The following is a 25,722-nucleotide window of genomic DNA, read 5'->3' as shown; positions in this document are numbered from 1 at the left end:
TTTCGTGTGAGGTAGTTGTCATGATAGACATTGAATTGATGCAGGCAATATTGGACAGTATGAAAGACCCCGTCGTATATGTGGACTGCGATCACATTGTCCGCTATATGAACAAACCCGCCGTCGCTAACTATGCCAAATGGGGGAATATCATAGGCAAGTCTATCTTCGACTGCCACAATGCATGTTCGCAGGAAGTGATACGCGAAGTATACTCGGCATTCGAGCAGGGCGAAGATGAGCGCATGATCTCAGACAACGAAAAGCACCGAGTGTATATGCGCGCAGTTCGAGATGATAACGGAAAGCTCATTGGCTATTATGAAAGATATGAGCCGCCGGTAAAGTAAGTCCCCGGTTGACTGTTTGTTTCGGGATTTCCAGAGCGGTTGATATGTAATTAACATGAGTGATTGGTTTCCTTTCGCTCCTCAAATCCCGAGATACCAACTGCCGGGGCAAGAATGCCCATCGCAAGATGCGTCCGAGGCAGGAATACCTCGGACGATCAAAAATGTTGTGTTCTGTCATTTCCACTTATATCTGTCATTCCCCTTATATTTGTCATTTCCCTTATATTTGTCATTTCCGCAAAAGCGGAAATCCAGATACCTAAACTATATTGTAGTGCAGCTTCCTGGATTCCCGATCAGGTCGGGAATGACATCAGTTGGCACGCAGTGTTATTCTTCAATTTCAAACATCGGCTTTTTTTATTACTCTAGTGCGAAGCAGATTTCTCGTCGTTCCTCCTCGGAATGACTGTATATTGAAACGCAATTCGGCTTATTGATATGATATTTTGAGTGATAGGTTGCCCCCTCACCCTAACCCTCTCCCCCAGGAGAGGGAAAGAACGGCATTACCCCACACATAAGCAAATAATCAATACAAAATCTGAAATACTAAATCAGTTACGCCATCTTGATGATTAACCTCTACCCATTTACACCCCCGCACGAATATGCTATTCTAATCACAATGATGCTGCAGCAAGCGGGGTTTTAAGGAACCTCCGGGACTCGTGGTAAACAAGGAGGAGATAGAACGTCGTGATTGTCGTTCAGAAATATGGTGGAAGCTCCGTCGCCTCCACCGAAAAGATCGCCGCCGTGGCGAAACGGGTGGCGGCACGCGCAAAGAATGCGCAGGTGGTCGTGGTCGTTTCGGCTATGGGAGACACTACCGATGAATTGATAAGTATGGCCAAAGCATTGTCAACCATACCCGGAGAACGTGAGATGGATAAGCTTCTGGCGACGGGTGAACAGGCATCGAGCGCCTTGATGGCTATTGCGCTCCAAGAGCTTGGGCAAAAAGCAGTCTCGCTCACGGGTGGACAGGCAGGCATCATAACCGAAAGGGTGCAGAGCAAAGCTCGAATACTCAAGATCGACGGCAAGCGCCTCAAAGATGAACTCAACAAGGGTAATGTGGTGGTCGTCGCAGGATTTCAAGGAATCACTGAAAATGCAAGCTGGGCCGACATTACTACACTTGGCCGAGGCGGATCGGATACCACGGCAGTCGCTCTCGCCGCCGCCCTTAAAGCCGATAAATGTGAAATCTACACCGATGTCGATGGGGTTTTTACCGCAGACCCCAGAGTTGTATCGGACGCTGTTAAACTCGACACCATATCATACGAAGAAATGCTTGAACTGGCCGGGCAGGGCGCGCGCGTGATGCATAACCGCGCAGTTGAACTTGGACAGATATATGAAGTCGATATCCTGGTCGCAAACAGCGCCAGAGAAGTCCCCGGCACAATCATCACCAAGGAGGATCCTGAGATGGAAATTCGCAACCCCGTTCGGGGAATTGCTCACGATACAGGCGTAACGAGATTCACGGTTGTAGCCATACCTGACCAACCCGGTGTGGCTGCCAAAATCTTTCATGCGCCGTCACAGGCTAACGTCAATGTCGATGTGATCGTGCAAAACGTCAGCACCGAGGGTCACGCGGACATATCGTTCACCGTGTCTGATGCCGATTACGAAAAAACCAAGAAAGCACTGGAACCGGTCGTCGCTGAGCTGGGCGCAAAAGAACTGCTGGCCGATCAGACACTGGCTAAGATCTCCATCGTCGGAAGCGGCATACGAAACCATCCGGGTTACGCCGACAAAATGTTTCAGGCTCTTGCAGGCGAAGAAATCAACATCCTGTCCATCGCCACAAGCGAGATCCGCATAACATGCCTTATCGAACGCGAGAAAGTCAAACAAGCCGTGCGTGCCCTGCATAAGGTCTTTGAGCTGGAGAAAGTATAGAGCAAGGCATACGCTCGGAATGACTAAATTTGATGATGTTTATTGTTTCGCAACAAGCCTTGATGATCTGAATTCTTCCCTCCGGGTATCCTCCTGGAGGGATTTCTATGAAAGTTGAAATATGAGTCGGATGGAACGCACAAAATTCCTGCTCTGGTCGCGACCGGTGTTTCGCACATGCGAGATTATCTGCAATCACGCTGCCAGACTCTTCGAAAAAGGCAAAAACCTTGCACATGCCGGTTCTGAACTCGCTGAGCTGAACCGAAAGAGAATGAAATATCAGCGAGTGCTTAACCGCATCGGGTCGAGCCATGATCATGTCTGCGCCGACTGCAAAGGCAAATGCTGCGGAGGTGTGCGTGAGCGTGATGCTTTCACCGACCGTGTGCTTCAGTTCCCCGCAACACCGCATAGATATGGCAGGCGTAAAGAAGGCAATATGGCTCCTTATGATATCGCAGCTGAGTGGGTTGAAAGTAACACCGACGTAATGAAAGCTGAGTGCGTGCCGGGGCATTGCCCGGAATTGACAACTAAAGGCTGCAGAATTCCGTATGAGCTTCGCCCGATACAGTGCGTGGCTTATTTTTGTAATGCGACAATCAATGAACTATCGCCCGAACAATGCCGGACAGGCTCAAAGGCTTTGATCGGACTGATGAAAATCCAGATAGCCATGGTATGGTTGGCTATCAGATCCAAACGGCGAAGTGCATGACGGTTGAAAAGAGAAGCGACATCAAGCCCGGTATGCGTGTTCAGATTGTAGAGAAGCAGAACCAGCGCACCGGTGCACTCACCGATGGCGTCGTCTCTCGAATTCTCACAAACAGCGCTGTGCATACGCGCGGGATCAAAGTAATGCTGACCGATGGGACGGTCGGTCGGGTGATGGCAATAATGGCTTGACATCCGCCCCTCGATTTGGGTATATTCTGACCTGTCGGCTTTCTTAAAATATAACTCGGAGGCAGTATGGCTCTCGATCTTATGGAGGCTCTTCAAGCAAGGGAGAGCAAAGTCAATGAATTTTTCAAGCAGCCGCGGTTCCGCGAATGGTTCAAACCAAAAGACCTGGAAGACGCGGTTTTCGCTTATATCGAACGCTCCGGCAAGAGACTGCGGCCCGCTGTGCTTATGTGGGCATGCGGAGCAGTCGGTGGAGATGAAAATATCGCGCTGCCCGCTGCTGCGGCTGTGGAACTGTTTCATACATGGACGCTGGTCCATGACGACGTTATAGACAACGATGAACTGAGGCGCGGTGGACCGACAGTCCACAAACTGGGTGAGATATTCGCCACGAGCAAACTGGGTTACAGCGAGGAAAAAGCAAAAGAATATGGCCGCGACCTGGCTATTCTCACCGGCGACTCTCAGCACGGCTGGAACGTGAGTCTGCTGTGTGAGTGCGCGCGAAATGGTGATGTGGACGCAAGAGTAATACTCGAGATCATCTATTACCTGGAATCGCATGTAGTCAATACGCTCATTGAAGGCGAGACACTGGATGTGCAGTACTCGCGCACCCCGATTGAACAGCTTACTCGTGATGATATCGTCTATATGCTCTGGATGAAGACCGGAGTGCTCTATGAGTTTGCAGCCAAGGCCGGAGCAATGATCGGACTCAACACCGCTGATATCAACCACCCCACCGTCGCGGCGCTTTCCAGGTTCGCATCGAGCTGCGGGACTGCGTTTCAACTCCAGGACGACATTCTCGGCCTGCTCGGAAAAGAAGAAAAACTCGGCAAACCCGTAGGCTCGGATGTGCGCGAGGGCAAAAAGACCACGATAGTTTTCTTTGCCTTAAAAGAAGCGACCAATGAACAGCGCAAGTTTCTGCTCTCGGTGCTCGGTAAATCCGACGCATCCGCTGAGGATGTGCAGAAAGCAACTGAGATGATGGTGCAACTCGGTGGTATCGAGAAAACAAAGGAACTGGCACTTGAACATGTGAACAAGGCGCTGCCTGAACTGGATGTGCTGCCGGATACGGAATATAAGCTGCTTCTGGAGGCATGGGCGCACTATATGATTAACAGGAGTTTCTAGGCACGGCCAAACTCTATGTGAACCACAACATACAAAAGGTGCCTCGGGACTTGTTCCCGAAGCACCTTTACTGTTATGCAGCATTGCCTACTTGAATATGATCTTCCGTACAGTTTCTTCGGACAGGCAGTATTCATCTGCAAGTCTCTCTATCGAGACCTTCTGCAAAAACTTTTGCCTGATCTCGTCATTTCTCTGCTGAAAATAGTTCCGCGCTCCTGAATCCTCGCCCCACTTTTTTCGAGCCGTATCTTTTGGAAAATACAGAGTGTCACCAGCTGCATATTTCTGTACTTCCTTTAGCAGGTCATCAGGCAAGACATCGGAGGCGTTCTTGTATCTCATTTCGCAACACCTCCGGATTTAGCTGTTTTTGTCCAAAAAGTCTGCAACCGTCGGATAAGACTCAATCGCTGCTCCGTTTGCTTCTATGGCAGCAACGATGTTTTGCTCGACAACTTCTGCGCGCTTGCGAAAAACCGATAAGTTCTCCGCATCGAATGCACTGAATATGTCAAGATCCGCAATACCATACTCAGCACCAACGATATCCAGCTCTTTCTGGAGCAGACAGCACCAGGCATAGGCATTGACCGGATTATTCTCATCACACCAATGGTAGACCCTGAGCCATGTGTAGCTGAGTTCCTGATACCAGAATGCCAGCTCGGAAAAGTCCGGCACGCTGATTCTTCTGACTGCGTTCTTGTCATGCTCTGCGAGGAACACCTTGGTCGAGACAATCATCTTGTGGCACAATCTCTTCTGCTCATCAGCCGTCTTTGCGCGAATTACACTCTCGTAAAGATCAGTGAACCCCGCCGGGATTTCATTCATGGACAGAAGCTCTTCGATCTGATTTGTCTGCATTTGTCTGAAATACCGCTGATTGGCAAATGCTACGGCGTCGGATAGATGGATGCAGATGTATCCCGCGTATTCGCGCACCTTATACAACCTGTCCTCGAAAAGCATCTCCTGATGGATTTCCATCGCTGTGTTAAGCAATTCGAGAGCCCTATTGTACATATAGTGCGGATTCTGCAAGTTAGCCCGCAACTGTGCCTGAAGAGCCATAAAGCGCCGCCGGTCATCATCATTTCTGGCATATAGAATTTCTGCATCGTCCAGACACACAGGGTTATCTGCCTTGATATCCGCGATTCGCTCTACGCGCTCCCAGGACATCGGAAACAGATCATATCCTATGCCATCAATAATAAACGTGCGTGCCAGACCATTCGATCGGCTGGTTGCTGGGATATAGAAACCGAAACTGATCTCGTCATTATTCTCATCGAACTCACGTACCTTGTGCCCGATCAGTAGGCACACATCGTCCTTATATTCAGACTCAATCTTACGGATAGCCCAATTCGCTAACTGAGTTTTCATAATATGCCACCTTATTTTGTAGTTGCAAGCGCTCGCTGTAATCGAATGGTAGCATAAGGTAATGGCGTATACAATGCCGATTTCTTCTTTAGTTATTTTATACCGTGGATTCTACGCGAAGCAGAAAAGTGGAAGATGCAGCAGAACGAATCGCCTAAAACAACTGGCCTACACTGAAGTATGTCCGAAATGCATCGCCATATGCGAAGTCGACAGACATCTGGCCGTATGGGGAATTGTACCGCACGCCAAAACCAGCACCCGCACGAGGAGAGAAGTGTTTGCTCTGGCTGTATTGTGTGGTTATTCCTGAGATATACTGAAACTCACTGCCCCAGGCACTCCCCGTGTCTACAAACGCAACGCCCCATATATCCCTGGTGAACGGATATCTGATCTCTGCATTCGCAAGCATCGCATATTTGCCCCAGTAGCGGCCTTCGAGATAGCCCCTGAGAGGCATGTCCCCTATCCCACCAACGAAGTATTGCTCGTAATACGGCAGGCTGCCCGCCGACCCGGCAAGCATCGCCCTCAAAGCAAGCACCGGCACACTCTGCTCGCCAACTGCACCCGGCTTGACCGTCTGAGCCCTCAGTGGAATATACCACCTGCGGTCGGCCCAGAGTTTGCCTATCATACTGTCCCCTCCCGTGCCCTGGTCCGACCACCCACTTTCAAAGAAACCGAGGGTGTATGTGCCGCATGTGGGATTCGTCGACGAGTTGCGATAGTCTTGCGCTGCCTTCAAACTCGCGAGCAATAGGCTGCCGCTCTGGAGAGTCGGATCGGTCATCTCACTCGTAGGCAGGTTCTTGGCGACCACATTTTCAAACCTCAGCCCTCTTGTTAGGGTCAGTGACGGCTCAGGCATATGGCTCACCGCAGCCTTGAACCCGCTGCGGCGCTCGAAATAGCGTCCCGTGCCCGAAAGGTCCCTGGAAAATCTGTAATACGGCAAACTGAAAACATCCAGCTTGAGAGATGTATTATCAGGCGCGATCCACGGATTGAAATACTCGATCCGGCCGCCTGCTTGAGACTCCACGCTCCCCATCTCACCAGAGACCAAGAGTTTTTGCGCTTTGCCGCCAAGGTTCCCGAATGTGAGTTTGACCGAACCTATCAGGCTGTCCTGTGGGCTGTAGCTGCCCCCGAGGTCGGCATAGTTGAACTGGGTCTGCTCATCAAACTTCCATATGAGTATCGCCTGCCCCATCTGCTGGGTCGGCTCCATATCTGAGTTTATCGCCGCGAATACTCCAAGCTGCTGGAGCTGGACATAGTCGCGCGTTATCGCTTCACGACTGAAAAGATCATCTGTTTTGACTGTGAGCACGCGCCTGACTGCACTCTCACGGACCTTGCTGAGTCCCTCAAACCTGATGGCGGTGATCCTGAGTTCGGTGATGGTCATAGTAAGTGTGCCGACCTGTCCCGGCTTGGGCAGATCTATGCTCGTTACCGCGGCAATATATCCACGATCTTGGTAGGCCGCCTGGACCGCATCTATCGCCTTATTGAGCACATCCCCATTTATCAACTGCCCTGATTTGAGACCGGAGGCTTGCAGGAGATCACCAGTAGTGATTGCCGTATTGCCTTGGAATGTGATTGACCGGGCGAGTGGCGGAATCTCTATGTGCAGATCATTCGTGTCGACTGAATCTATGCCGGACACATCTTGAGCTGCGCAATGCACAGCCGTAAAAACTATGCAAGCTATAATCAACAAATACAAAAATCGGCTTAATCTCATAATCATCACAGACGTTATCTTTTGCATATGATAGCTGTTTTACCTGGGCTGTTGTCAAATCACTGGACGATGCTCTATCGCAGAACAATTATGACACACAACTAAAAATAGAAATAAAAAAAGGACTCATTGGCGAGGAGAGCGAATATTGCTCCATACGGCAAGAGACTATTTTCATTCTAATGTGGAGATAATGGGAGGTTTGTTTATGAAACGCGTAATACCGATTGTTATTATTGTCGCCGTTGTAATTGGAGTATTCTTTGTATTTTCCCATTACATTGCGAGCGGGCAGAGCTTTGAATATAAATTTAAGCAGGGGCAGATCGATAAATATAAAACAACCATGGATATGACCATGAGCATGCCCGGCATGCCGGCCAAACTGACCGGTGGTTCCTCGTCAATAACTATGAATGCCAGCTTTATCACGACACAGAAAGTGGTGAGTGTGAAGTGGAACGGATCGGCCAATATGGAGATGTCGCTGAGCGACTTTCAGATGAAAGTGCCGGGTATGCCCGCAGGTATGACGCCATCCATACCGGACCAAAAATACACCATGACAATGTCTAAAGACGGCGAATTCGCAGGCTTTAAGGATATGAATGGTAATTCCAGCAATGGGATGGATATGAAGAACCTCTTTAATCAGATGAGTTCGTATCAGATGCCGGCAAAGCGAATGAAACTCGGCGAGAGCTATGAAGCAAAAGTGCCGATGCCATTCGGCGGAGAGATGACAGTGATATCCAAACTCGCCGCGCAAAACGTGCCGATTGCAGGAACAGCCGCAGCTAAGATACTACAGGAATTCAAAGGGCATTGTGACCTGAGCGAGATGGCACAAAAACTCGAGAAGGAAAATCCTAAGGCAAAAGGTGTTATGAACAAAGGCACAATGGATATAGATGGGCATGGAGTGACCTATTTCTCCACCACAGAAGGCAAACTGATCGAAACACATTCATCCTCGAATGCTACCATAAAGACCGATATGCCCGGCTCACCAGGCGGTCAGGGCGAGATGAAAATGAACATCAAAGTTCACATGGTGAAAGCTAAATAGTTAGCCCGCATTATTCACGAAGATCGTGAATAATGCTCTCGGAGACCCGGATTATGCGAAAAGCACATAATCCGGGTTAATGCTCATTTTGCTTGCGTGATAGCAGCCGTTCGTGTTATTGTGATGAGACGGTTCCCACCGGTTTTATAAGGGTATCAATACATAAATCCAATAACTGAGCGGCGTGTTCAGAGCTTATCGGTTCTCCACTCTCCGCTCTGGGTAATTGAGGAGGACGGAGAATATGGCGCAGGCAAAACAGGGCGATAGTGTGAAGGTCGACTATACGGGTAAGCTCAAAGACGGCAGTGTGTTCGACTCATCCGCAAACCGTGAGCCGTTGGAATTCACAATCGGAGGCGGGCATGTCATACCGGATTTTGAAGAGGCAATTGTCGGGATGAACCCCGGTGATTCCAAGACTATCGAAATCTGTGCGGATAGGGCATATGGCCAGCACCATGATGATATGGTGATTGAAATCGATAAGGCACAGTTTCCTGAAGATATTAAACCCAAGGTAGGCGATCAACTTCAGATCAGCCAGCCGGACGGCCGAGCGGCAGTGGTCGTGGTGACGGAGATTACCGAAGACAGCGTGACGCTGGACGCAAACCATCCGCTTGCCGGGCAGGACCTGACATTTGACATTCAACTGGTTGAAGTGGCTTGATGACCGACATTTCTCCGAAACCTGCCGTCTCGGCACTGATTATCAAGGACGGCAGGGTGCTTCTGATTAAGAGAGGCTGTGAACCCAACAAGAACCTATGGTCGCTGCCGGGTGGAAGCATTGAACCCGGTGAGACCCTCCGTCAAGCAGCTGCCAGAGAGGCGTTTGAAGAGACTTCATTGGTTGTCGACGTTGGAGATGTGGTCGGCGTCCATGAAGTCATCTCAAAAGACAATGAGACACTTCTATACCATTACGTAATCATTACCTTCCGAGCAAATGTCATCTCCGGCGAAATTGCTCCTTCTGACGATGCAGCCGACGCAAAATGGGTGTCGTTGGATCATGTGCATGAATATCCACTGACTCCGGGGCTGGCAGATCGGCTATCGTCCGTAAATCTCTTCTCTTAATTACTCAAATGCGACAAACCCATTGCGCTGCTTCCAGCATCTAATAATTGAAAGCCGCTGATGCACATTATGGAAAAAGACCTGCTTGAACAAATCTGGGATCAGAACCGTGATTACTTGAGGCGCATGCTGATAGGACTTGGCCGGGATATAGACCTTGCTGATGACCTCTTACAGGAAACATACCTGAATGCACGTCGAGGAATATCCGGGCTTAAGGGCGAAAATGCCCGCGCGTGGTTGGCTGCTATAGCCAAAAATGCATTTCTCATGCACATTCGCCGCAGATATGTGCGAACCGAGACCGAGCTGGAAAACGCAGAGGCAGCCGCGGAAAGTGTGGTCGGCACAACTGAACACTTGAACTCCATGAATATCCGGCAGGCTCTTTCAACTCTTGATCCAATAGTGCGAAAGGCTCTGGTAATGAAGCATTATGGCGGCTTTACTTATAAGGATATCGCAAAGCATATGAACTGCCCTGTGGGCACTGCTAAATGGCGTGTGCACAGCGCTATTATCGCGCTTCGGCAGATGCTTGGCGGAGCTGAGGAGAAGCCGATGGAACTGACATGTAATGATCTCAAGGGCGGAAGATTGCTGGACTATCTTTACGCAAAATTGCCGGATGATGAGATGAAAGCCGCCGACGAGCATATTGAAAAGTGCAGCGGATGCAGAAAAGAGGCAAACGAAGTCGCAGACGTGCTTCAAGCGCTCGATAGCGTTGAGAATGAGTATCGCGTCACAAGCATTATTGAACTCGATACGGAAGGTAAAGCAATCGTTTATGCAAGTTTTGTCTTTGCTAATGAGCATGGCGAAATTGCTGAGCCATTTGAGTTCGGTGGGTCGAAATCCCTTCAATATATGGCTATTGAGGGTAAAGAAGTTCAGTTTGAATCGATAGGGCAAAGTGATCTGCCTGATACTCTGAAATATCGTGCACGTCTTCCCGATACGATAGTGCCTGGAAAGCCTGTGGAAATGCTTATTGTGGACTACCCTGAGCAGAGAGCTGAAGAACTCGGCAATAGAATGTGGCGCTTGGGTCCAGGTAAGCTCGATCTGAGCGAAGAGCTGGCTTATGCTGCAGCTATCCGGCTCCCTGCAGATGCGGAATTTGTTCAGGGTATGCCGGAACCGCAGGAAGTGCGAAAGAAGAAGGCAACTACCGTTATATGGCGTGGAATGCTGCCCGCTAACCAGAAATTCGAGTTCTGGGTCGAATACAGACTATAACGTGCACTAAGTAAATCACGGTTGGTCGCTTGCATAACCACTATAGTTTTTTACACCAGTAAAACCACATACAATCGTGAGCATTATTCACGTTGCTCGTGAATAATGCGGGCTAGATCGACACGGCTATACCACCAGGCACTCGGGCAGTTCCCTTGAGCAGGGCCGCAACGGTCGCAACTACCTTATCCGCGTTCGGCAGAGCTGACTGCTCGAGTTCCCTCGAATATGGCATGGGTGTGTCGGCAAGAGCCACACGCATGATTGGGGCATCCAAATAGTCGAATGCATGAAACTGGAGCTGATCGACTACCTGTGCGCCTATACCGCACTGCGGCCAGTCCTCTTCCACTATGATCGCATGCTTGGTCTTCTTTACAGATTCGACAATTGTGCTTATATCCATCGGCCTGAGCGTGCGTAGATCGATCACTTCAGCGCTGATGCCTCTCTTCTCAAGAGCGTTGGCGGCACTGATGGCTACATGCAGCATGCGCAGATAGGAGATTATGGTAACGTCATCACCTGTGCGCTTGACGTCCGATAAGCCTATAGGAAGCGTATAATCCTCCTCGGGAACATCGCCGCGCATTGTATAGAGGAGCGCATGCTCAAGAAAGATCACCGGGCTGTCGTCACGGATCGCACTCTTGAGCAGTCCCTTGGCGTCATATGGGGTCGAAGCGGTCACTACCTTGAGGCCGGGCACATGCACAAACCATGCCTCCAAATTTTGCGAATGCTGAGCGCCGAGCTGCATACCTGCGCCCTCCGGCGCTCGGATTACCATCGGGACTTTTATCTGGCCGCCGGACATATAGCGCAGTTTGGCTGCATGATTGACTATCTGATCCATAGCGAGCAGAGCAAAGTTCACCGTCATCATCTCGACGACCGGCCTGAGACCCACCATCGCCGCGCCAGTGCCTATCCCCGCAATTACCTCCTCGGAAATGGGAGTGTCTCTGACCCGTCTGTCGCCGAACTCTTCGAGCAGGTCCTCCGTGACACGATACGCACCTTGATACTGTGCGACCTCTTCACCGATGATGAACACATTCTCATCGCGTCTCATCTCCTCGCGAAGCGCCTGGTTCAGAGCCTGTCTGTAGTATATGACCGGCATTTTGTCACCTTGCTCCTAACACCTGATTTTGATACTTATCAGAATGGTTCACAGCAGATTCCTCGTCGTGCCTCCTCGGAATGACTGGGACTGAAACGCCTAAAATAATCAATGCAAAATACTCAATACTAAATTGCGTTAGCATAGACGTCATGGTAAAGAGCTTCTGGTTGTGGAAGAGGCGAGTCTTGCGCGAATTTTACAGCCGCTTCTATCTCACTTGCGACGTCTGATTGAATCTTCTCTATATCTGCCGGGCTGAGCGTGCCTTCATCCATGAGCTTGCTGCCATATTGGACAATCGGGTCGCGCCTGCGCCACTCTTCGATCTCCTCTTTGGTGCGATATGTGCCGGGGTCGGCAATGGAATGACCTCGGTATCTATACGTGATGGCCTCCACGAATATGGGGTGCTTAGTCTCGCGAACCTGGGAAATCAGCTTGTCGGCCATATCATAGACCGCCATTACGTCCATGCCATCCACCGTCTCAACAGCCATGGAATAGCACTGAGCGCGGCGATGCAGGTTCGGCACCGCTGATGCGCGCTCGACAGCCGTGCCCATGCCGTAGAGATTGTTCTCACAAACAAAAAGAATGGGCAAATTCCAAAGAGAAGCTATATTGAGGGTCTCATGAAACGAACCTTCGTTGACTGCACCATCACCGAAAAAGCACAGGCATATCTGATCGCCGCCGCTATAGGTAATGGCAAAGCCGATGCCTGCAGCAATCGGCAGTCCGCCCCCTACAATGGCCGTGCCGCCCAGAAACCGGCGTTTTATATCGAACAGGTGCATTGATCCGCCTTTGCCGCCGGATACACCCGTGGATTTGCCGAAAAGCTCGGCCATAACAGCCCGAGGGCTTGCGCAGCGTCCGAGAGCATGGCCGTGCTCGCGATATGCGCCTATCACGTAATCATCCGACCGCAATGGCCACATAAATCCGCTCGCCACCGCCTCCTGGCCAATGTATAAATGCAGGAAGCCCCGGATGTTGCCGCGCTCATACATCTGGGCGGCCTTCTCCTCGAACTTGCGGATCATGGTCATCTCACGGAAGATGTCTATCTTGTCTTGTTTGGTGAGCATGACATTCCTTTCAATAAAGCTCAAAACTTGAGTTCATTGGTCAGAATTTACCCACCAATAGAGAGGTCAAATCTGCTCGGAGGCATGGTATGAACTTCTGACCAGAGGGCCGGACTCGACATACCCAAAGCCCATATCCAAGCCGATTTTCTTCAACTCGGCGAACTCATCGGGTGTGTAGTATCTGACGATTGGGGCATGCTCTGAAGATGGAGAGAGGTATTGACCAATGGTGAGGATGTCACAATTAGCATTACGCAGGTCATGCATGGTCTTTATTATCTCATCCCAGTTCTCACCCGCACCGACCATGATGCCGGACTTGGTGCGCACATCAGGCGCGATCTTATCGGCTCGCCTCAATAGATCGACGGAACGGGAATAGACAGCCTGAGGGCGCATTGCCGGATAGCAGCGCTCGACTGTCTCCACATTGTGGTTCAGTATCTCAGGCCTGGCATCCAGCACCACCTTGAGTAAATCTACATTGCCTTGAAAATCAGGAATCAGAACCTCGACCGAACAGTCGTTGCACTGCTCGTGTATGAGCCTTATAACCTCGGCAAAAATATGCGCGCCGCCGTCGGGCTGATCATCACGGGTGACGCTGGTGATCACGGCATGGCGCAGTCCCAGATATTTCACCGCATCGGCTACTCGATAAGGCTCGTCCTCATCGATAATATCCGGCTTGCCATGGTTGACTGCGCAGAAGCGGCAGTTGCGGGTGCATGTATTGCCAAGAATCATGAAAGTGGCTGTGCGCGCATGCCAGCACTCGCCTATATTCGGGCAGTTGGCACTCTGGCAGACTGTGTGAAGCCTGGCACCTTCGACCAGGCGCTTTACCTCAACATAGTTTTCTCCCTGCGGGGCTTTTGCTTTGATCCAGTCGGGGCGTTTTAGTGTTGACATTACAGACTGAGGAACTCCTCTATTGAAAGACCTGAGGCGCGTACTATCGCGCGGACAGTACCTTCGGGCATATCGCCCGGGTGATTTGGTACTACCACATAGACCCGAGTTTTTGAGTTGCGCCAGACCTCATGGCTTCCCTTCGCCATCCGGTCAAAAACGAACCCGGCAGTCCGAAGTTTGTGGATTACATCAGAGGCTTTCAGACCCGACAGCCTGCCCACTATGCCGCCACCGATATCGCAAGATCAAATTCATTCGGCAGTTGACCGCGCAGTCGCTCTGGAAGATCATCGCCATGCTCGATGCGTGCCTCAATTAACTTGCGGGCTACATCCTGGGCTATCTCGAGAGTTTCCGCAAGTGTCCTGCCCTGAGCAATAAGCCCCGGCAATGCATCGCATGTGGCAAGATATGCACCTTCAGGCAGTTTCTCTATGTGCAGTTCTATCAAACGTTCGGTCATTGCTTCACCAATATCTATGCGCTATACAATTATACCACAAGTCTCCCCGCATACTTTCTCTTGTAGCCATCACTTTAACTGCACATTATCGAACCCTCGCACACCAAAACCCTTGCCCCACGGATCAATGTCCGACATACCGGATGAATCAATCAAGTCACCAATTCTATCGCGCCATGCATACAGCGCTTTGGGTTCATGTGAGTAATGACCCATATCCTCAACCAAACTCGACGGCACATCCACAGCCCTGCGAGCCGTATCAAGCCACCTGCGCTCATCTTTGGTCAACGAGTCGCCTTTTGCGTTGTACTTGTCTATTATGCTCTCAAGTATCTTTGCATATGCAAAGTCTTCCATGCCGTCGCGATAGTTCTCCAGTCGGATCGTGGGAACGGGTTTGCCGCCAGGTCCGCAGCAGAATAGAGAGCCGTCTCCATTATATTCACCGAAAGACCTGGGGTTCCAACTGGTAAAAGGACCACTATTGATCGGCATATTTCCACTCCAAAATGTCAGAGAGTAGTATAGGAAGCCGTCCGGCTTGAATTTGGCAGTCATGGCTCCCATCAAAAGTCGCGCCTCGATGGCATCATACTCCACAAACCAGTTGGCATAGGGGTTGTGTGGACCACAGCATATATACCACCATACTTTCTTTCCTGCCGCCCTGGCTGCGTCCACTTTGCCCGGATCGTAATCGGGCGTCAGAGGACACCAGGCATCTATCGACTTCATGGAGCTGTCCATACCGTAGTTGAGGTCCTTTGCCGTAGTCATAAGCAGAATATCTGGAAAGGCCTCTTTCAGGCTCTTTGTCGTGTTTGCAACCTCCTCAAACCTGGTAGAACCGACCTCGTCAAATCCATATATATAGGCGTGATCGAGTATTCCAAGCTCTTTGCACTTCTCGTATATTGGTTTGAAGTGATCCACGCTTTTGCCTGCGTTTTCAATATTGCCAAGATTGAATGCCACCAGTCTGCCCTGATCATGCAGGTGCTTCAATATGTCGTAGTCCGGCGGACCAGGCTCGTATAGATGATCGAAGTCGATATAATAATCAGCCAGGAAATCTGCGTAATCGTATTTGAGTTTCGTCTGCCAGTTATCCTCACCGCATATATCTTTGATTATGTGATCCTTGGATTCACCTATCAATGCAGTTATTGCTGTGGGGATGGGTGTGCAGTCCGGCAGAGTAAATGACCTTACTTGGAGTGAGACATCCAGCACTACCGGTTTGGCGCCCTGAGCCGAGACAGTCAGTTTGCCTTTATACAGACCTGGAGCCTGTCCTTTTGGAACCTTGACGCGGACCCAGAATGTCTGGATATTCTCCCAGTCGATATCGACAGGACCGAGAAAGTCCAGGATAGGGTCCGGCCACCAGCCTGTATATGAGACCACATAGCACGGAGACTTCGTCTTTACATAGCCGACCACATCACAGTCGATATTGGATGATGATAAGACATCACCATCCCTGGACTGGAGATCCGACACGCTGACTTTGACACCTTTCAGAGCATGGATTCCAGACGGCGTAACTGCGATCTGAAAGCTCTCTTTCTCGTTGCGGGCGGCACTTATCGATATCGTCTTTGTCGCCTCTATGGATAACGGTACATCCCTCGGCAGCACCTTTTTTGTGGAGCTTGCCAAACCCACAAGCATAGTATCTGTCGGCAAATCCAGCTTCTTTATGGAATCACGCAGTTCAAGGAGCGAATGCAGCCGATTGAGCTGACCTGTTATCGCATCTAGACGAGTTGACAAGTCAATCAACCTGTCCAAACCCGTATTCTCTGAGTTTTGTATTATATCAAGCTCTTTGGCTAGAACAGTCAGTCTGGAATCCCCAGTCTTGCCCAAATGAGATCCGCAATCGTCAACCGCGTAGCGGGCATCCTTTATCTTGAAACCTAGAAATGATTCTTCAGCTTTCAGCAAGGCTGCAGGCACCTGCGGCAGTGGTTCACCTTGTTTGAGCAGAGTTATATTGTCGATATAGACCCGAGTGTCATTCGTGGGGCAATTGGTGTAGAAGTGCACAATGGAAATATCGGAGCGGTCCACGGCATCCGGCATCCTGGAAATATCCACAATATACCTTCCAGCCGATCTGGCAGGCAGCATGTAATCATGCTGCAGGCCGTTTCTGAACTCGGGCTTGCTGTCCGATATAAACATGCTCAGCAGCAATACAGCACCAGATGGATTTGCGATATCTACGACGAATCGGTCGTAGCCGCTCCAGTCCTTGATTGATGGCACACCCTGAAATGCAGGCCAGTTCTCCATACCGGCTTTCCATGAAGGAGTATAAAATTCAAGTGAGTGTGAGCCGGAGGTGGCGTATCCGTCGGAGAGTTTCAAAGAGTCCTGGTCGGGTGATCTCATAGACCATGCCGAAAGGTCATTTTCTGATTCAAAGTCGAATAGCCTAACCGATGCTGTCGCACCGGCACATTGTATCGACATGAAAATAATCAGACCGATAACTAAACATATCTGCGAACGCTGCATTATCACTACTCCTCTCACTCCTATGCATGCCCAAAAACTATCTCAATGACATGGTTAGCGAAAGAAGAGCGCACATCCTTCCATCCGTGTTATACGGAGTTATGCTGCTGCAGCCATCTCATCCCCAAGGCCGTCATGGCTTACGAGATCGACCATTGCTTCTACTACCAGCGGATCGAACTGCTTGCCCGCGTTTTGTTGGAGCCGGATGACAACCGCTTTTGAAGAAAGCATCCTGTCCGATCTTGAAGAACTCATTGCATCAAAAGCATCGACTGCGCTTAATATGCGCGAAATCTGGGGAATCTTTTCGCCGGCAAGACCGTCGGGATAACCTTGACCGTCATAACGCTCATGGTCATGACCGGCTATCTCACCTAAAGCAGCCATGTCAGGACAATCCGGTATGCAGTTGAATGCCCGTATTGTCATTGCAGCATGAGTGCGCACCAATTCTAGTTCCTTATCGCTGAGCCTGCCCGTCCGGTTTACCAGGTTTGAAGGCAGACCCAGACGACCACAATCATGAACAAGCCCGGCACGATAGGCCAAGTGCGCATCTTCAGTCGACATGGACATGTGCTTTGCAAGAGCATGGGCATAACGAGCTGTTCTTATTGAATGACCCTGCGCAGCCGGGTCCTTAAGGTCCACCATCGCTGCAACTACATGCAGCACACGCTCTATGCCCTCATCATTGTCCAACTCGCCCGGTGTCTTGATCTCATCGCAGAGTTGAGAGATCAGTTTTGGAAGAGATTTGGTATCTATGAGTGATTTGTAGAAAGCAGAGTCTTTTGTGGAACCCACAAATGTTGCCCAAAGATCATTCGACCATGCACGACCCGTAAACGCTGCAAGACGATGCAGGCCCTTGGAAAAGCTGGACTTGTTGCTGAAGCAGCCGGCAATGTCAGCCGCATCAGCGATACGTAGTATCTGGCCACCGAGCGGTATCTCATCAGAAGATAGCCCGTCTGGAAAACCTGATCCGTTCCACCACTCATGATGAGCATTCACATACTCGGCGGCACTCTTCATTCCAGGGAGCCAGTCAATTATCGCGCCACCTCGACGAGGATGAGCCTCTATATACTGATCGTTTATCTGGAGCTGCAGGCTATCATATGAGGTAATATGTTTTAGAGCACCGATCGCACCAACGTCATGCAGCAGACCAGCATAAAATACATCACGACGTGTCTCGGGTGATATTATCGATGCTAAATACTGACCCAGTATCGCAACCCGCCAGCAGTGGAAGTGGCACCCTTCAGGAATGATATCGGTCATGTATGATACTGCGGCTAATAGTTGCGCGGGGTTCATCTGTGCTTTCTGCTCCTTGCCCAAATTATTGTTGTAAATGGAGGCACGATTATATTAAATCGCACGAATACAGTCTTATATTCCATATTCAGAGGGCATTGAGTTTAATAAATTGGAGATGTGCATTTAATACTCCCAAAACAATAGTGCGAGATAATAGCCTAACAGACATACCAAATGGGGGGATATTTCGGCTTTATGAAGTGCGGATTTCTTATAGACATGGATGGTGTGGTATATCGAGGCGATAAACTGATCCCAGGCGCTGATCGGTTTATCAATGAACTTATCCAGAAAGATATACCGTTTACGTTCCTGACCAATAACAGTCAGCGCACCAGGCGTGACGTTGCCATGCGCCTGTTAAGAATGGGAATCAATGTGCAGGAAAGCCATATCTATACATGCGCAATGGCAACCGCACGGTTTCTTGCGCAGCAAAAACCTAACGGCACTGCGTTTGTTATCGGAGAAGGCGGACTGCTCTACTCGCTTCACTGCAGCGGCTACGCGATAGTCGATCACGACCCGGACTATGTGGTCGTGGGAGAAGGGCGCACGTATAACTGTGAGATGATAGAAAAAGCAGTGCAAATGATAACAAAAGGCGCAAAGCTCATATCCACAAACCCCGATCCGAACTGCCCAACACCATCGGGAATAAGGCCGGGCTGCGGCGCAATCGTCTCAATACTGGAAATGGCCACAGGCAAGAAGGCTTTCAGTCCTGGCAAACCAAGCCCCGTTATGCTGCGTGCCGCACGCAAAGAACTGGGACTGACGACCAATCAAACTATTGTGATTGGTGACACCATGGAAACGGATATCCTGGGCGGAGTGCAGATGGGTTACAAGACCATCCTTGTGCTATCGGGTGGAGCGAAAATAGAAGACCTGGAAAACTACGCGTATAAGCCGGATATGATAATTGATTCGGTGGCTGATCTGCTCGATTCGGAACTTTTGAATGAATACGCTGAAGCTGAACTTGCACAGGTTTGATTCATTACAACTAAAAATCCCTCCAGGTAGGATACCTGGAGGGATGGAGATTACTCAATATCAATTATCAAATACTACATTCCATAGTCGCCCATTCCGGGAGCGCCGCCCGGCATAGGAGGCTGCTTAGGCTCAGGCTTCTCGGCAATCAAGCTCTCTGTGGTGAGTATCAGAGAACCGATGCTGGATGCATTCTGCAGAGCGGAGCGGGTGACCTTGACCGGGTCCACGACTCCGGCTTTGACCATGTCCTCATACTTTTCGGTGGCGGCATTGAAGCCGACGCCCTTCTTTTCGCCCTTGATCTTCTCGACCACAACACTGCCCTCATAGCCGGCATTCTCGGCTATCTGGCGAAGCGGCTCTTCCAAAGCTCTGCGGACGATGGCGACACCGACTTTCTCATCATCATTGGCACCGATTTTCTCAAGCGAAGGAATGATGTTTACAAACGTTACACCGCCGCCAGGAACAATGCCTTCCTCGACTGCTGCGCGAGTGGCTGAAAGAGCATCCTCAAAACGATGCTTCTTCTCTTTAAGCTCGGTCTCGGTGGCAGCTCCAACCTTGATCACTGCTACACCGCCGGAGAGCTTGGCAAGCCTCTCCTGCAGCTTTTCACGGTCGTAGTTGGAGTCGGTGGTCTCGATCTGCTTCCTGATCTGAGCAATACGACCCTGGACGGCTTCCGCGGAACCTTTGCCCTCGATGATCGTGGTATTCTCCTTGGTCACGACAATCTTCGCGGCCTGGCCGAGCATAGACGCATCGACATTCTCCAACTTGATTCCCAAATCCTCAGATATGAACTGCCCGCCGGTGAGCACTGCTATGTCTTCGAGCATGGCCTTGCGCCTGTCGCCGAAGCCGGGAGCCTTCACCGCCACAACCTGCAGTGTTCCTCTGAGTTTATTTACGACCAGAGTCGCCAGTGCGTCGCCGTCAACGTCCTCGGCAATAATTACGATGGGCTTTCTTGTCTGAGCGATCTTCTCCAATAGTGGGATCAGGTCGGCTGCGGCTGAAATTTTCTTCTCGTGGATGAGGATGATCGGGTTCTCCAGAACCGCTTCCATCCTCTCGCCGTCGGTGACCATATAAGGCGAAATGTAGCCTTTGTCGAACTGCATTCCCTCGACAAGTTCGATGGCCGTATCGGTGCCCTTGGACTCCTCGATTGTGATGACGCCGTCTTTTCCGACATTCTCGATGGCCTCGGCGATCAGTTTGCCGATCTCGGGGTCATTCCCCGAAATCGAGGCAACCTGCTCGACCTCTTCCTTGCCCGCAACCGGAATAGAGAGCTTCTTTATCTCTTCGACTGCCTTCTCGACTGCAAGCTCGATGCCGCGCTTGACGGCAATCGGATTGCCGCCAGCCGCCACATAGCGCAGGCCTTCGCGGACTATGCTCTCGGCAAGCACTGTCGCTGTGGTGGTTCCGTCACCGGCAACGTCGTTGGTCTTGGAAGCTACTTCGCGAACAAGCTGAGCGCCCATGTTCTCATACGGGTCCTCAAGCTCGACTTCCTTGGCAACGGTAACGCCGTCCTTTGTTATAGTAGGGCTGCCCCACTTCTTGTCTAATACAACATTGCGTCCCTTGGGACCAAGGGTTACCTTTACAGCTGAGGCAACCGTGGTCGCACCGCGCTCGAGCGCCCGGCGGGCCTCTTCATCGAATTTTATAATCTTTGCTGACATAAATATCTCCTGATTTAGAAGTTAGAGGTTAGAAGCAAGAGGCTAGAAAGCCTCTACTCCTTTATTGCATAGATTGAATCCTGATCGAGAATCACATATTCCTTGCCCGAAACTGTGACCTCGGTGCCGCCGTATTTGGCATAGATGACTTTATCGCCGACTTTGACGTTCATCGCGCCGCGAGAACCGTCATCGAGCACCTTACCCGGTCCGACTGCGATTACTACGCCTTCCTGCGGCTTTTTCTTTGCTGTGTCCGGAAGGATTATCCCACCGGCACTCTTTTCCTCTTCCTCCAGCGGTTCAACTACCACTTTGTCTGCGAGAGGTTTGATCATAATTATATTTCACCTCCATGAGAGATTTAGTAATATACTTTTTAGCACTCCGGGTCGTTGAGTGCTAAAACATTGTAGTAAATCACGAATTTATTTGTCAAGCAAAACTGTTCAGTTTAGCGGGAATAAATAAGGCTCGGCAGGAGCCTCGGCCTCCCGGTATGCCTGTCATTGGAAGAAAAAACTTACATAGAACCGAAAATTAGCACGAATTCCCGGATAACTGAACTCTTTCTGTCAAGCACATTCAGGACAAAACTGCGGAATTGAAAAAGCTGCCGAACCTTTTTCTGAAAAAAAAGCATCATGCTTTATGTAAAAACAATGCCTGACTCTACATTGCATATGGACCAAATGCCTGGCCGATGCATTTATATAATTGAGAAACCCTTATTGGTGGTGAGTATGTTTTGCAGTTTCAGATATGTAGGATTCGTTGTGTTGTTGATTGCGTCGGCAGCGGTTGCTGTTGCGGACGCACCATCACAAGTAACGCTGAATGCAGTGAAAGTGGAGGATGCGCCTAAGATCGACGGCGCTCTCGACGACAAGTGCTGGATTGATGCACCGGAATGCACCGGCTTTTATGATTCGAGAGACCGAACGATATGCATAAGACAGACAATAGCCAAAATATGCTATGATGAGAACAATATCTATGTGGCGTTTCATGCACTGCACCCGCATCCGGATCAAATTCGCGCCGAAGAAAAGAAGAGAAACGGCGACGGCTATGATAATGACGATTATGTCGGGATCGATATCGACTCTAAGCACCAGCACCGGTATATTTCCTGGTTCGATGTAAATCCGATCGGCACGCAGGCCGAGTCACTGGAATGCAGTTCGACAACTAATATAGCATTCAAGGGTGATTGGCTGGGTGCGGCAAAGATCGTTGATGACGGCTATACAGTCGAAATGGCGATTCCATTCGCTCTGCTGCCATATGACAAAAAGCAAGATACATTCGGCATATCGTTTGTCAGAAACATACCCGAAGAAGACGCATGGTCGGAGTGGCCTGACCTGAATGGCAGGTCCGACAAGGCTTTTTATGCACACTGGCAGAAAATAGAACTGCCCAGGTTCGAGCAAAAACCCAAGATACTCGGTTATATGCTAAACGCCTCCGGTAACGACCAGACAGGAGGCACAAGCCAGGGATTGGACATAAAATATCCATTCTCGACAAGCTCCATGGCGATCGCCTCGATCAATCCTGATTTCAATTCGATAGAGCAGGATGTGGAGTCGATAGACTTCTCATATGAAGAAAAGTATCTATCCGACAGCAGGCCATTCTTTCAGGAGTGGCCGCTGGAAATCAACAGCAGGGTCTTCTATTCGCGTCGAATAACCGACTTCGATACAGGGATCAAATTCGTCGGCACGGATGGACCAAACGGGTATGGAGTGCTGAGCACCAGAGCATCGGGAGAAGATTGCACGCTGGCAAGCGTCCGCCGCCATTTCGGCAATCGCTCCGGCTTCAAAATCAATGTGGCAGACCATAATGCCACAGGCCATCGCAACACAGTCACTTATTTTAATCCCTGGTATGGTTGGCTGATCGGACAGCGATCTTATGGAATATCGGCTGCACTCTTGCAAAGCAGCACAACCGGCATGTCAAACGGACGTCTGGCATCCGTCCACTGTGACACCTGGGCTGAAGACGGTAAAATCGGCGGCTACTTTGAAATAGTGCGTGCCGACAGTGCATTCAACAGTGAACTCGGCTATTCCCCGGACTCGGGCAGGCACGGAATGTCGGGCGAGATATATCGAGAAAAGCATTATCAATCCAGCGACCTCAATTGCATTGCAACGTGGATCGATGCCTCTACAAGTGACTATAACACGGGCGAACTATATGAACGAAACCTGTCGGCCCACACGTGGCTGGGCTATCTGGACGGGCGTAACGTCGAAACAGGCATACTCTGGCAAAAGCATGAGCAGTATAGCGCAACATTGCCGTATGTCTATCTGAGCTGGAATACAAACAAGATTAATCGTGATGGAGAAACAGGCGCCACATGGGGACATCAGGCAGGTGGAAAATATCTGTTGACATGGATCGACCAAAAAGTGCGGATCAGCAAAAAGACAACCGTCGGACTGCATGCCGAGCGGGAATATATCGGATATCCAAGCCCGTATGCCGACACCGGCAGGCAGGTCTGGGTGACGCTCAACTATGACCTCACCAACGAACGAAGTGTTGGAGGCAGGGTTGTCAGACAGGATGGCGACAGCAATGTATTCTTCATGTATCGTCAGCAGGTGCGCGAGGGATCGGATATCTATTTCATCTATGGCGACCCCAACGCCGATGACACACAGAATAAGATGACATTCAAAGTGGTGAGATCACTCTAGGATCGGGCTTTCTGATATACTATACCTGCTATGACATACGATGGGTTTACTCTTGCGGCGGTGATCTCTGAACTCAACTACCGCATCAAAGGCGGTAAGATTCAGAAGATCCGCCAGCACAACGACACTGACTTGACACTGGAGATTAGAGCGCCGGGCTTTACATATATGCTCTTCTTTTCGGTAGATGCGCGGTTTGCGCGCGTCTACCTCACCTCGTCCCTGCAGGCTGTCCCGCAGACACCACCCAACTTCTGCATGCTGGCGCGCAAACACGTTCAGGGCACATACATCGAAGAGATCGAACAAGTGGGTATGGACCGGATCATGAAAATGCACCTGGGCTACCCGGACGGCACACGCATTACACTGATCCATGAGATCATGGGCAAGCACAGCAACCTCATCCTGGTTGACAGCGAGGGGAAAATTCTGGGCGCTGCAAAAAACATCGGCTCAAGCCTGAGCAAATACAGGCAGGTTTTGCCTGGGCGCGAATACAAATCACCGCCGGGTGATGAGAAGATGGATATGCGCAATATGGATGCGCAGGCATTCGATATTCTCTGGAACTCGCCCGCGAGGCAGGGCTCAGAGCAGGATGCAGTCAAAAAATGGCTGATGAGCACATTCAGTGGATTCGGACCATTCCTGGCGGATGAGATCATTCTCAGGTCGTCTGATGACGATATCGTATCTGTCGATATACTCAGAGACGAAGTGCTGCAGTTGGGAGAGATGGTCAAAAAGGCAGCATATGAGACCGTGCTCATAACGGATGAGGCAGGGCACGGTGTAATGGTCTACCCGATGCCCAGTGTGCAATATCCAATAGGGCAGCAGCACCCGCGAAGCTCCATAAATGAGGCTCTCGATGTGCTATTCAAGTCACTGGTGACGCGCACTGCCCTCGATGAGGAACGCACACAGACCCTGACAGCTATCCGTCGAGCCATTTCATCGCGCAGGCAAACACTGAAATCTATCGAGAGGACAGTCGCTGAGTCGGAAAATGCCGATAAATACAAACAGACCGGTGAACTGATACTTGGTAGTCTGCACGCAATAGAGAAAGGCGCAAAGTATGTAGTCCTTACCAACTACTTTGACTCGGAGATGCCCGAGGTCACAATAGAGTTGGACGAAAAGCTCAACGCCCAACAGAACGCTGAGCGCTATTTCAAGCGATATCAGAAGGCGCGCGATGCCGTTCACACAGCCCAGTCTCGCAGAGAGATAACACTTCATGCTCTAGAAAAACTTGAGTCTGCGCGCAGTGATGCCGAGGCGGCAAATAGTGTCGATTTTCTGAAAAACATTCGCAAGGCTCTCATTGAGCAGGACCTGCTTCGCTCGGATGTGCAGCAGGAAAGACCATCTGAGGAGTTCGGTGGGCAGAAGATTCGGCGATTTATGACAGCTGAGGGCTGGGAAATACTCTACGGCGAAAATGCAAAGGCAAACGACTATCTGACTCAACGAGTAGCTCGGCCAAACGACATCTGGCTGCATGCTAGATCGATTACCGGAGCGCATGTTGTAATAAGAACGGCAGGCCACACTGGAGGCCTGCCGCGAAATGTCCTTATTCAAGCCGCTAAAATTGCTGCGCAAAACTCGGACGCAAAGCATTCGTCCCTGGTGCCTATCGACCACACCACTCGCAAATATGTTCGCAAGCCGCGCGGTTCAGCGCCAGGATTTGTGATCTATAGAAATGAAAAGACCATAGACATCAACCCAAAAGCATAAACACTGTCATTTCGAGTTATAATCTGCTTTTTTCGACGTCAGGTTCACAGCAGATTTCTTGTATTATTGCCTTGCCTGTCAGATAATGGTGGATAATAGGACGCTATGATCCACCTGGTAGAGTAGACGAGCAGATTCGAGTGCCTTGAGCACGTTAGCGAGATGGTTTCCTCTACCTTGTATGACTAAAAAGAG

General features: G+C 50.2%; 24 protein-coding genes. 12 read left to right on the top strand and 12 right to left on the bottom strand.

The genetic code is table 11. From position 1 onward, the window contains the following. The first annotated feature begins 20 nt into the window (after nucleotides 1–20). The 5 genes from LLG46_07755 (at nucleotide 21) to LLG46_07735 (ending at nucleotide 4,337) form a co-directional block, all read left to right on the top strand. On the top strand, nucleotides 21–350 hold the full coding sequence (locus LLG46_07755; protein ID MCE5323194.1) for a PAS domain-containing protein: 330 nt from the start codon (nucleotides 21–23) through the stop codon (nucleotides 348–350). A gap of 702 nt (nucleotides 351–1,052) precedes the next feature. After that, nucleotides 1,053–2,276: an aspartate kinase gene (locus LLG46_07750; GenBank protein MCE5323193.1), complete on the top strand. Its 1,224-nt coding sequence runs from the start codon at nucleotides 1,053–1,055 to the stop codon at nucleotides 2,274–2,276. A gap of 130 nt (nucleotides 2,277–2,406) precedes the next feature. Further along, on the top strand, nucleotides 2,407–2,997 hold the full coding sequence (locus tag LLG46_07745) for a hypothetical protein (protein MCE5323192.1): 591 nt from the start codon (nucleotides 2,407–2,409) through the stop codon (nucleotides 2,995–2,997). After that, on the top strand, nucleotides 2,994–3,188 hold the full coding sequence (locus tag LLG46_07740) for a YwbE family protein (GenBank protein ID MCE5323191.1): 195 nt from the start codon (nucleotides 2,994–2,996) through the stop codon (nucleotides 3,186–3,188). Before LLG46_07745 ends, LLG46_07740 begins: the two co-directional genes overlap by 4 nt. 66 nt (nucleotides 3,189–3,254) lie before the next feature. After that, nucleotides 3,255–4,337, top strand: coding sequence for a polyprenyl synthetase family protein (locus LLG46_07735; protein MCE5323190.1), 1,083 nt, complete (start codon nucleotides 3,255–3,257; stop codon nucleotides 4,335–4,337). An 87-nt stretch (nucleotides 4,338–4,424) separates the two neighbouring features. On the opposite strand, the gene LLG46_07730 is transcribed toward LLG46_07735, so the two are convergent. From LLG46_07730 to LLG46_07720, 3 genes are all read right to left on the bottom strand, one after another. Next, a complete protein-coding gene (locus LLG46_07730) occupies nucleotides 4,425–4,682 on the bottom strand; it encodes a hypothetical protein (protein ID MCE5323189.1) in 258 nt (85 codons plus the stop codon). Between the two features lie 18 nt (nucleotides 4,683–4,700). Beyond that, nucleotides 4,701–5,732, bottom strand: a complete 1,032-nt coding sequence (locus LLG46_07725) for a hypothetical protein (GenBank protein ID MCE5323188.1) — start codon at nucleotides 5,730–5,732, stop codon at nucleotides 4,701–4,703. Between the two features lie 154 nt (nucleotides 5,733–5,886). Next, on the bottom strand, nucleotides 5,887–7,413 hold the full coding sequence (locus LLG46_07720; protein MCE5323187.1) for a BamA/TamA family outer membrane protein: 1,527 nt from the start codon (nucleotides 7,411–7,413) through the stop codon (nucleotides 5,887–5,889). 286 nt (nucleotides 7,414–7,699) lie between these two features. Here LLG46_07720 and LLG46_07715 point away from each other — a divergent pair, with 286 nt between their 5' ends. The 4 genes from LLG46_07715 (at nucleotide 7,700) to LLG46_07700 (ending at nucleotide 10,888) form a co-directional block, all read left to right on the top strand. Beyond that, nucleotides 7,700–8,560: a hypothetical protein gene (locus LLG46_07715; protein MCE5323186.1), complete on the top strand. Its 861-nt coding sequence runs from the start codon at nucleotides 7,700–7,702 to the stop codon at nucleotides 8,558–8,560. Nucleotides 8,561–8,804: 244 nt separating this feature from the next. After that, a complete protein-coding gene (locus LLG46_07710; GenBank protein ID MCE5323185.1) occupies nucleotides 8,805–9,233 on the top strand; it encodes a peptidylprolyl isomerase in 429 nt (142 codons plus the stop codon). After that, entirely contained in the window at nucleotides 9,233–9,646 is a 414-nt protein-coding gene (locus LLG46_07705) for an NUDIX hydrolase (protein ID MCE5323184.1), read from the top strand. The genes LLG46_07710 and LLG46_07705 overlap by 1 nt, the downstream gene beginning before the upstream one ends. Before the next feature lie 69 nt (nucleotides 9,647–9,715). After that, the gene (locus tag LLG46_07700) at nucleotides 9,716–10,888 is read left to right on the top strand and encodes an RNA polymerase sigma factor (protein ID MCE5323183.1); all 1,173 of its coding nucleotides are present in this window, start codon (nucleotides 9,716–9,718) and stop codon (nucleotides 10,886–10,888) included. Nucleotides 10,889–11,000: 112 nt separating this feature from the next. On the opposite strand, the gene LLG46_07695 is transcribed toward LLG46_07700, so the two are convergent. The 7 genes from LLG46_07695 to LLG46_07665 form a co-directional block, all read right to left on the bottom strand. Next, entirely contained in the window at nucleotides 11,001–12,014 is a 1,014-nt protein-coding gene (locus LLG46_07695; protein ID MCE5323182.1) for a pyruvate dehydrogenase complex E1 component subunit beta, read from the bottom strand. 128 nt (nucleotides 12,015–12,142) lie between these two features. Then, a complete protein-coding gene (gene pdhA / locus LLG46_07690) occupies nucleotides 12,143–13,132 on the bottom strand; it encodes a pyruvate dehydrogenase (acetyl-transferring) E1 component subunit alpha (GenBank protein ID MCE5323181.1) in 990 nt (329 codons plus the stop codon). 42 nt (nucleotides 13,133–13,174) lie between these two features. After that, nucleotides 13,175–14,023 carry a lipoyl synthase gene (gene lipA, locus LLG46_07685; GenBank protein ID MCE5323180.1) on the bottom strand — a complete coding sequence of 283 codons (849 nt, stop codon included), beginning with the start codon at nucleotides 14,021–14,023 and terminating at the stop codon, nucleotides 13,175–13,177. Continuing rightward, nucleotides 14,023–14,247: a type II toxin-antitoxin system HicA family toxin gene (locus tag LLG46_07680; GenBank protein MCE5323179.1), complete on the bottom strand. Its 225-nt coding sequence runs from the start codon at nucleotides 14,245–14,247 to the stop codon at nucleotides 14,023–14,025. Before LLG46_07680 ends, lipA begins: the two co-directional genes overlap by 1 nt. Further along, the gene (locus tag LLG46_07675; GenBank protein MCE5323178.1) at nucleotides 14,247–14,489 is read right to left on the bottom strand and encodes a type II toxin-antitoxin system HicB family antitoxin; all 243 of its coding nucleotides are present in this window, start codon (nucleotides 14,487–14,489) and stop codon (nucleotides 14,247–14,249) included. Before LLG46_07675 ends, LLG46_07680 begins: the two co-directional genes overlap by 1 nt. Nucleotides 14,490–14,558: 69 nt before the next feature. Continuing rightward, nucleotides 14,559–17,018 carry a DUF4091 domain-containing protein gene (locus LLG46_07670; protein MCE5323177.1) on the bottom strand — a complete coding sequence of 820 codons (2,460 nt, stop codon included), beginning with the start codon at nucleotides 17,016–17,018 and terminating at the stop codon, nucleotides 14,559–14,561. Nucleotides 17,019–17,117: 99 nt separating this feature from the next. Then, the gene (locus tag LLG46_07665) at nucleotides 17,118–18,347 is read right to left on the bottom strand and encodes an HD domain-containing protein (GenBank protein MCE5323176.1); all 1,230 of its coding nucleotides are present in this window, start codon (nucleotides 18,345–18,347) and stop codon (nucleotides 17,118–17,120) included. A 198-nt stretch (nucleotides 18,348–18,545) separates the two neighbouring features. Between LLG46_07665 and LLG46_07660 the strand changes: the two genes are divergently transcribed. Further along, nucleotides 18,546–19,349 carry an HAD-IIA family hydrolase gene (locus LLG46_07660; protein ID MCE5323175.1) on the top strand — a complete coding sequence of 268 codons (804 nt, stop codon included), beginning with the start codon at nucleotides 18,546–18,548 and terminating at the stop codon, nucleotides 19,347–19,349. Between the two features lie 74 nt (nucleotides 19,350–19,423). Here the strand turns inward: LLG46_07660 and groL are convergent, their stop codons facing one another. Together groL and groES are read right to left on the bottom strand one after the other, a co-directional pair. After that, nucleotides 19,424–21,052, bottom strand: a complete 1,629-nt coding sequence (gene groL / locus LLG46_07655) for a chaperonin GroEL (protein MCE5323174.1) — start codon at nucleotides 21,050–21,052, stop codon at nucleotides 19,424–19,426. Nucleotides 21,053–21,105: 53 nt separating this feature from the next. Next, nucleotides 21,106–21,390, bottom strand: coding sequence for a co-chaperone GroES (gene groES / locus LLG46_07650; GenBank protein ID MCE5323173.1), 285 nt, complete (start codon nucleotides 21,388–21,390; stop codon nucleotides 21,106–21,108). A gap of 405 nt (nucleotides 21,391–21,795) precedes the next feature. Here groES and LLG46_07645 point away from each other — a divergent pair, with 405 nt between their 5' ends. Both LLG46_07645 and LLG46_07640 read left to right on the top strand, forming a co-directional pair. Continuing rightward, complete coding sequence (locus LLG46_07645; protein MCE5323172.1) at nucleotides 21,796–23,775, top strand: carbohydrate binding family 9 domain-containing protein; 1,980 nt, start codon at nucleotides 21,796–21,798, stop codon at nucleotides 23,773–23,775. Nucleotides 23,776–23,805: 30 nt separating this feature from the next. After that, complete coding sequence (locus LLG46_07640) at nucleotides 23,806–25,527, top strand: NFACT family protein (GenBank protein MCE5323171.1); 1,722 nt, start codon at nucleotides 23,806–23,808, stop codon at nucleotides 25,525–25,527. Nucleotides 25,528–25,722: the final 195 nt, after the last annotated feature.

The sequence above is a fragment of the bacterium genome, assembly GCA_021371935.1.
Classification (GTDB): Bacteria; Armatimonadota; UBA5829; order UBA5829; family UBA5829; genus UBA5829.
Note: the sequence above shows the minus strand (reverse complement) of the source record. Positions and strands in the feature narration are given on the sequence as shown.